This is a genomic window from Stenotrophomonas sp. STEN046, from assembly GCF_056759755.1.
Map to the genome: position 1 here is coordinate 1 of NZ_JBRRDR010000080.1, position 6,256 is coordinate 6,256.

A 6,256-nucleotide genomic window follows, 5' to 3' on the forward strand; every position below is an offset into this window, starting at 1 on the left:
ACATCGCGATTTTTTTTTTGGGGGGGTCTAATCGGGGGCACCCCCCTTTTGCGCGCTTAATTGGTTTTTCACCCCGGAAGCTGCCGGCTGTTGCTTTTGCTTCTGCTCTTTTTTTTGATCTTCCGTGGCTGGCGCACACGGAAACTGTCAGTGGCGGGGGGGGGGGGTCGTGCAGGGGCGCAGGCGCCATGGATGGCGCCTACGAGCTTACAGGGACGTACTTGCAGCGTCCCCTGCGCGACCCACCCACCCGGCCAAGCGCGGCTGTTGCTTTCACGACGGCCAGCCACGAGGGGCTCCGCCGTTGGCCGTATCCGCGCCGAAGGCGCGATAATGACCGGATGGAAACCGTCCGCATCGCCACCCGCAAGAGCCCGCTCGCCCTCTGGCAGAGCGAACACGTCGCCGACCGCCTGCGCCAGGTCCACCCTGGCCTGCATGTGGAACTGGTGCCGATGAGTACCCGTGGCGATGAGGTGCTCGACCGGTCGCTCGCGGCCATCGGCGGCAAGGGGCTGTTCCTGAAGGAGCTGGAACTGGCCATGCTGCGTGGCGAGGCCGACTGCGCGGTGCACTCGCTGAAGGATGTGCCGATGGAACTGGATGCGCCGTTCGCACTGCCGGCGATGCTTACCCGGCACGATCCGGCCGATGGTTTCGTCTCCAATCTGTATGCCTCGCTGGATGCACTGCCGATCGGCGCGCGTGTCGGTACCTCGTCGCTGCGCCGCCAGGCCCAGCTGCGCGCGCTGCGCCCGGACCTGCAGCTGCTGGACCTGCGCGGCAACGTCAACACGCGCCTGGCCAAGCTCGACAACGGCGGCTACGACGCCATCGTGCTGGCTGTGGCCGGGCTGGAACGGCTGGGCCTGGGCCAGCGCATCGTTGCCCGCCTGCAGCCGCCGCAGTGGTTGCCGGCGCCCGCGCAGGGCGCGGTGGCAGTGGAGTGCGATGGCGGCAATGCGGCGCTGATGACGTTGTTTGCGGGGCTGGACGACGCGGCCACGCGCGCCTGCGTGGAAGCGGAGCGGGCGATGAATCGCGCACTGCATGGCAGCTGCCATGTGCCGGTGGCGGCGATCGCGCAGTGGCAGGGGCAGGATCTGCACCTGCAGGGGCTGGTCGGCAGTGCCAGTGATGGCCGTGCAGTGCGTGCCGAGGCGGTCGGCCCGGCCACCGACCCGGAAGCGCTCGGCCAGCGCGTGGCCCGGCAGCTGCTGGACGATGGTGCCGGCGAACTGCTGACCGTCTGAACCACCGCGGGTAGTGCCGGCCAGCGGCCGACACTACCAAAAGCAGAACGGGCGCCAGGCGCCCGTTTCGCTTATTTGAACTTGTAGACCACGTTCATCGTGGTCAGCGTATCGGTCTTGCGCTTGTCCTCGGCCACGTCGCTGTTGTAACGCGCCTGCCAGCCGGCCTTCAGCGCCAGATGCTCGTTCATGCTCACCGACACGCCGAAATCGTTCTGGCCGAAGGTGTTGTACGACCCCGATTCCACCAGCAGGGTGTTGATCAGGTCGGTGTTGTCGGTCAGCGAATACTTCAGGTCGAACTGGCCCTGGCCGATCAGGCCGGTGCGGGTGCGGTCGTCTTCGGTGCTGTGGGTGCGGCTTACGCCGGGGCCCACCAGCGCATCAAAGGAAAAGCGCTCGGTGTTCCACAGCCGGGTGCCGTAACCCAGGCCGAACGAGCTGCGGCGATCATAGGTGGCGAAGTCATCGCGCTCGGTACGCACCTTGGCGAACAGCTGGCGGTGCTCACCCAGCTGCAGCGCGCTGCCGGCACTGCCGGTGTAGCGGTTGGCGGTGGTGTTGTTGCGGCGGGTGGTGGTGCCGTCGTCGTTGGTTTCGATCACCTTGGAACTGGATCGCAGGCCGAACAGGTCCATGCTGTGCACCCAGTCGCCGTCGGTGTAGAGCAGGCGCAGGCGGCCGTTGAAGCTCTCGGTGCTGCTGTTGCCGCGTGCCGAGGCGAAGCCGAGCTCGCCGCCACTGCCGCTCCAGGGCGACGACATCGCCGCAAGTTGGGAGGCATCCTGCGCATACGCCAGCGGGGCGCACAGCAGCAAGGGGACCAGCAGGGACACGCGCAGGGACATCGAGGGCTCTCCGAAGCGGTTGACAGCCGGTGATGATACTGGATGCGTGATGACCGTCCGAATCGATCCAATACGCGCTTCAGCAGACGTTGCCACACTGCCTATTCAGGGCAGCTCGATACGGGCATCCGGGTCGTTGAAGCGCGAATAGCGCAGCCGCAGCTGGAACGGCTTGCCGTTGTTGTGGCCGCTGCGCACGATCTGCCGGGGCAGGCCCTGTGCATCCACCCAGTATTCCAGGCGCTCGCCGGCGCTGGCACCGCGCAGCCGGTAGTGGCGGGTGTCAACGCCGTCCAGTGCCTGGCTGCCCAGATCCTCGGCCTGCAGGGCCTGCGCAGGGGCGTCGGCGGGCAGGGGGCTGCGCCATTGTTCCAGCAGGCCGGGCGGGGTCGGCACCTGGCGGATGGCACCATCGGCCTGCAGGAACATGGTGTCGCCGATGATCACCTGCGGCCCGGCCGGGGTCTGTACCCGGAACCGGTCCGGGGCGACGAAGTCCATGGTGGTGCGTACCGGCTGCGCGGCGCCCAGCACCTCCAGCTCGGCATGGAAGCTGCGCAGGCCGGCAAAGCGCTGGCTGGCCGAGAGCACGGCCTGCGCCGGATCGGCTGCCGGCACGGGCGCCGGCGCACTGGCAGGCGCGGGTGCGCGGTCGCAGGCAGCCAGCAGCAGACAGGCCAGCAGGGGCAGGACGGACAACCGGCGCATCGGGCGCTCCGTGGGGCAGGGGCGCCCACGATAGCCCAATCCTCCGCCACAACGGCCGCGACTCGGACATAATCGGGGGCATGGACCGATACGAACGCATCACCGCCCTGCATCGTCTGCTCAAGTCTGCGCGCTATCCGGTAACGGTGGCGACCCTGCAGGACAAGCTCGGTTGCTCCCGGGCGACCGTCTACCGCGACCTGGCGTTCCTGCGCGATGCGCTGATGGCGCCGATCGAAGGCGACGGCGAGGCCGGCTTCCGTTACCTGGCCGACGAGAGCGATCGCTTCGAGCTGCCGGGCCTGTGGTTGAGCTCGGAAGAGCTGCATGCCCTGCTGGCCTCGCAGCATCTGCTGGCACGCACCGGCGGCGGCGTGCTGTCCTCGGTGCTGGCCCCGCTGCAGCAGCGCATCGAGAGCCTGCTGGCCGCCCAGGCCGGTGTCTCCAGCTGGCCGGTGGACCGGGTGCGGGTCATTCCGCACCGCGGCCGCAAGTTCGATGAAGCCAGCTTCCGTTCGGTGGCTTCGGCGGTGCTGGAGCGCAAGCAGCTCGGCTTTGAATACCGGGCCCGTTCCACCGACGAGGCGACCAAGCGCACCGTATCGCCACAGCGGCTGACCCACTACCGCGACAACTGGTACCTGGACGGCTGGGACCACGATCGCGAGGCACTGCGCAGTTTCGCGGTCGACCGCATCTACAAGGCGCGCGTGATCGACAGCACCGCCCGCGATGTTGCCGACACCGAACTGGATGAGCAGCTGGGTGCCAGCTACGGCATCTTCTCCGGCGCGCCCAAAGGCTGGGCAACCATCCTGTTCAGTGCCAAGGCGGCACGCTGGGTGGCCGACGAACACTGGCATTCCAAGCAGCAGGGGCGTTTCCTCGCCGATGGCCGCTATGAACTGAAGGTGCCCTACAGCGTGTCGCGTGAGCTGTTGATGGATGTGCTCCACTACGGATCGGATGCCGAGATCGTCGAGCCGATGATGCTGCGCGAGCAGGCCAAGGCGCTGCTGGAACTGGCCCTGACCAACTACGAAAAATCCTGACACTCCCCCCGAGATCGATTGCGCCCATGAAGAAGACCCTGTTGCTGCCCCTGTTCGCCGCTGCGCTGGCCCTGACCGCCTGCGGCAAGTCCGGCGAGCCTTCGCAGAAACTGGTGGTGGCCGCCACTGCCGTTCCGCATGCGGAGATCCTTGAAGTGGTCAAGCCGATCCTCAAGCAGGAAGGCGTCGAGCTGGAGGTGCGTGTCTTCAACGACTACGTGCAGCCCAATGACCAGCTGGTGCAGAAGCAGGTGGATGCCAACTACTTCCAGACCGAGCCCTACCTGGACGCCTACAACCGCGACCGCAAGGCCGACCTGACCAAGGTGATCGGCGTGCACATCGAACCGTTCGGTGCGTACTCGCGCAAGGTCAAGTCACTGGCCGAGCTGCGCGAAGGCGCCGACGTGGTGATCCCGAATGACCCGAGCAACAACAGCCGCGCGCTGATCCTGCTGCACAAGGCCGGCGTGATCGAGCTGAAGGACCCGACCAACGCACTGTCGACCCAGCGCGACATCATCGCCAACCCGAAGAAGCTGAAGTTCCGCGAGCTGGATTCGGCCATGCTGCCGCGCGTGCTGGACCAGGTCGACCTGGCCCTGATCAACACCAACTACGCGCTTGATGCCGGCCTGAACCCGACCAAGGACGCGCTGGCGATCGAGAGCAAGGATTCGCCCTACGTGAACTTCCTGGTCGCGCGTCCGGACAACAAGGACGATGCCCGCGTGCAGAAGCTGGCCAAGGCCCTGACCAGCCCGCAGGTGAAGGCCTTCATCGAGACCAAGTACAAGGGCGCGGTGCTGCCGGCGTTCTGATGTTGGGGTAGCGCCGGGCCACCTCCATCTGCGGCTCGAAGCGCCGGTCCAGGCCCCACTGCGCGGCGATCTGCTCGCGGCTTGACCAGAAGCCCACGGCCAGCCCGGCCAGATAGGCCGCACCCAGTGCGGTGGTTTCGGTCAGCCGAGGCCGCAGCAGCGGTACGCCGAGGATGTCGGACTGGAATCCGGCCAGGAAGTCATTGCCGATCGCACCGCCGTCGGCGCGCAGTTCGGTCAGCGCGATGCCGGCATCGGACTGCATCGCATCAAGCACGTCGCGGGTCTGGTAGGCCATGGCCTCCAGTGCCGCGCGCACGAAGTGGGCCTTGCGGGTGCCTCGGGTCAGGCCGAACATCGCCCCGCGTACGTCACTGCGCCAGTAGGGTGCGCCCAGGCCGACGAAAGCCGGCACCAGATACACGCCACCACTGTCGGGCACCTGCGCAGCCAATGCCTGGCTGTCGCCGGCGCGCTCGATCATGCGCAGTCCGTCGCGCAACCACTGCACCACGGAACCGGCGACGAAGATCGACCCCTCCAACGCGTACTCCACGCGCCCGTCCAGGCCCCAGGCGATGGTGGTCAGCAGGCCATTGCGCGAGCGTACCGCCTGCGCGCCGGTATGCATCAGCATGAAGCAGCCGGTGCCATAGGTATTCTTGACCATGCCCGGCTGGAAACAGGCCTGGCCGAACAGCGCTGCCTGCTGGTCACCGGCGATGCCGGCGATCGGGATCGGATGGTCGAAGAAGAACTGCGGCCGGGTGTGCGCGTACACCGAACTGGAGTCGCGTACCTGCGGCAGCATCGCGCGCGGGATGTCCAGCAGTGCCAGCAGGTCGTCGTCCCAGTCCAGCGTGTGGATGTTGAACAGCAGGGTGCGTGCGGCGTTGCTGTAGTCGGTCACGTGCGCCTGGCCACCGCTGAGGTTCCAGACCAGCCAGCTGTCGATGGTGCCGAACAGCAGCTCGCCGCGTTCGGCACGCTGCTGCGCGCCCTCTACGTGGTCGAGGATCCACCGCACTTTGGTGGCGGAGAAGTAGGCATCGATCAGCAGGCCGGTGCGCTCACGAATCAGCGCCTCATGTCCTTCGGACTTCAGCCGTTCGCAGATGGCGTGGCTCTGCCGCGACTGCCAGACGATGGCATTGTGGATCGGCTGGCCGGTGGCACGGTCCCAGACCACGGTGGTTTCGCGCTGGTTGGTAATGCCCAGCGCAGCAATGTGGCGGGGGTCGATCTGCTCGCGGCTGAGCAGCTCGGTCAGCGTGGCGTACACGCTGGTCAGGATCTCGCGCGGATCATGTTCCACCCAGCCCGGTTGCGGGAACAACTGGGTGAACTCACGCTGCGCGCTACCGACGATGGTGCCGGCGCGGTCGAACAGGATCGCGCGGGAGCTGGTGGTGCCCTGGTCGATGGCCAGCACGTAGCGGGGCGTCATGGGGCGTCTCCGATGGCGGTTGGGAAATCCTAAAGCATCGGTAGCGGCGGGGCGGGGCGCCGGCGGCCGCGGCCCGCCCCGCCGGGGCCCGAGCCGGGGGGGGGGGGGCGACTACGGCCGTCGCGGC

At 67.3% G+C, this 6,256-nt stretch carries 6 protein-coding genes; 3 read left to right on the forward strand and 3 right to left on the reverse strand.

The genetic code is table 11. The annotated features are described in order from the left end of the window. Positions 1-341: 341 nt before the first annotated feature. Positions 342-1,253, forward strand: coding sequence for a hydroxymethylbilane synthase (gene hemC, locus ACVOLJ_RS20715; RefSeq protein ID WP_481564980.1), 912 nt, complete (start codon positions 342-344; stop codon positions 1,251-1,253). A gap of 71 nt (positions 1,254-1,324) precedes the next feature. Here the strand turns inward: hemC and ACVOLJ_RS20720 are convergent, their stop codons facing one another. Both ACVOLJ_RS20720 and ACVOLJ_RS20725 read right to left on the reverse strand, forming a co-directional pair. Then, on the reverse strand, positions 1,325-2,101 hold the full coding sequence (locus tag ACVOLJ_RS20720; protein WP_475278403.1) for a DUF481 domain-containing protein: 777 nt from the start codon (positions 2,099-2,101) through the stop codon (positions 1,325-1,327). A 105-nt stretch (positions 2,102-2,206) separates the two neighbouring features. Beyond that, on the reverse strand, positions 2,207-2,809 hold the full coding sequence (locus ACVOLJ_RS20725) for a LolA family protein (RefSeq protein WP_481564981.1): 603 nt from the start codon (positions 2,807-2,809) through the stop codon (positions 2,207-2,209). An 80-nt stretch (positions 2,810-2,889) separates the two neighbouring features. Here ACVOLJ_RS20725 and ACVOLJ_RS20730 point away from each other — a divergent pair, with 80 nt between their 5' ends. Further along, complete coding sequence (locus ACVOLJ_RS20730; protein ID WP_475278401.1) at positions 2,890-3,861, forward strand: helix-turn-helix transcriptional regulator; 972 nt, start codon at positions 2,890-2,892, stop codon at positions 3,859-3,861. Positions 3,862-3,887: 26 nt separating this feature from the next. Then, entirely contained in the window at positions 3,888-4,682 is a 795-nt protein-coding gene (locus ACVOLJ_RS20735) for a MetQ/NlpA family ABC transporter substrate-binding protein (RefSeq protein ID WP_481564982.1), read from the forward strand. Here ACVOLJ_RS20735 and glpK read toward each other — a convergent pair. Beyond that, on the reverse strand, positions 4,639-6,129 hold the full coding sequence (gene glpK / locus ACVOLJ_RS20740) for a glycerol kinase GlpK (RefSeq protein WP_481564983.1): 1,491 nt from the start codon (positions 6,127-6,129) through the stop codon (positions 4,639-4,641). The two genes, ACVOLJ_RS20735 and glpK, sit on opposite strands and share 44 nt — an antisense overlap. Positions 6,130-6,256 lie beyond the last annotated feature (127 nt).

Bases quoted from the DNA above. Each gene is read 5' to 3' on its own strand.
- ACVOLJ_RS20730 (WP_475278401.1), top strand. From the start codon at position 2,890: ATGGACCGATACGAACGCATCACCGCCCTGCATCGTCTGCTCAAGTCT.
- ACVOLJ_RS20720 (WP_475278403.1), bottom strand. From the start codon at position 2,101: ATGTCCCTGCGCGTGTCCCTGCTGGTCCCCTTGCTGCTGTGCGCCCCG.
- hemC (WP_481564980.1), top strand. From the start codon at position 342: ATGGAAACCGTCCGCATCGCCACCCGCAAGAGCCCGCTCGCCCTCTGG.
- glpK (WP_481564983.1), bottom strand. From the start codon at position 6,129: ATGACGCCCCGCTACGTGCTGGCCATCGACCAGGGCACCACCAGCTCC.
- ACVOLJ_RS20735 (WP_481564982.1), top strand. From the start codon at position 3,888: ATGAAGAAGACCCTGTTGCTGCCCCTGTTCGCCGCTGCGCTGGCCCTG.
- ACVOLJ_RS20725 (WP_481564981.1), bottom strand. From the start codon at position 2,809: ATGCGCCGGTTGTCCGTCCTGCCCCTGCTGGCCTGTCTGCTGCTGGCT.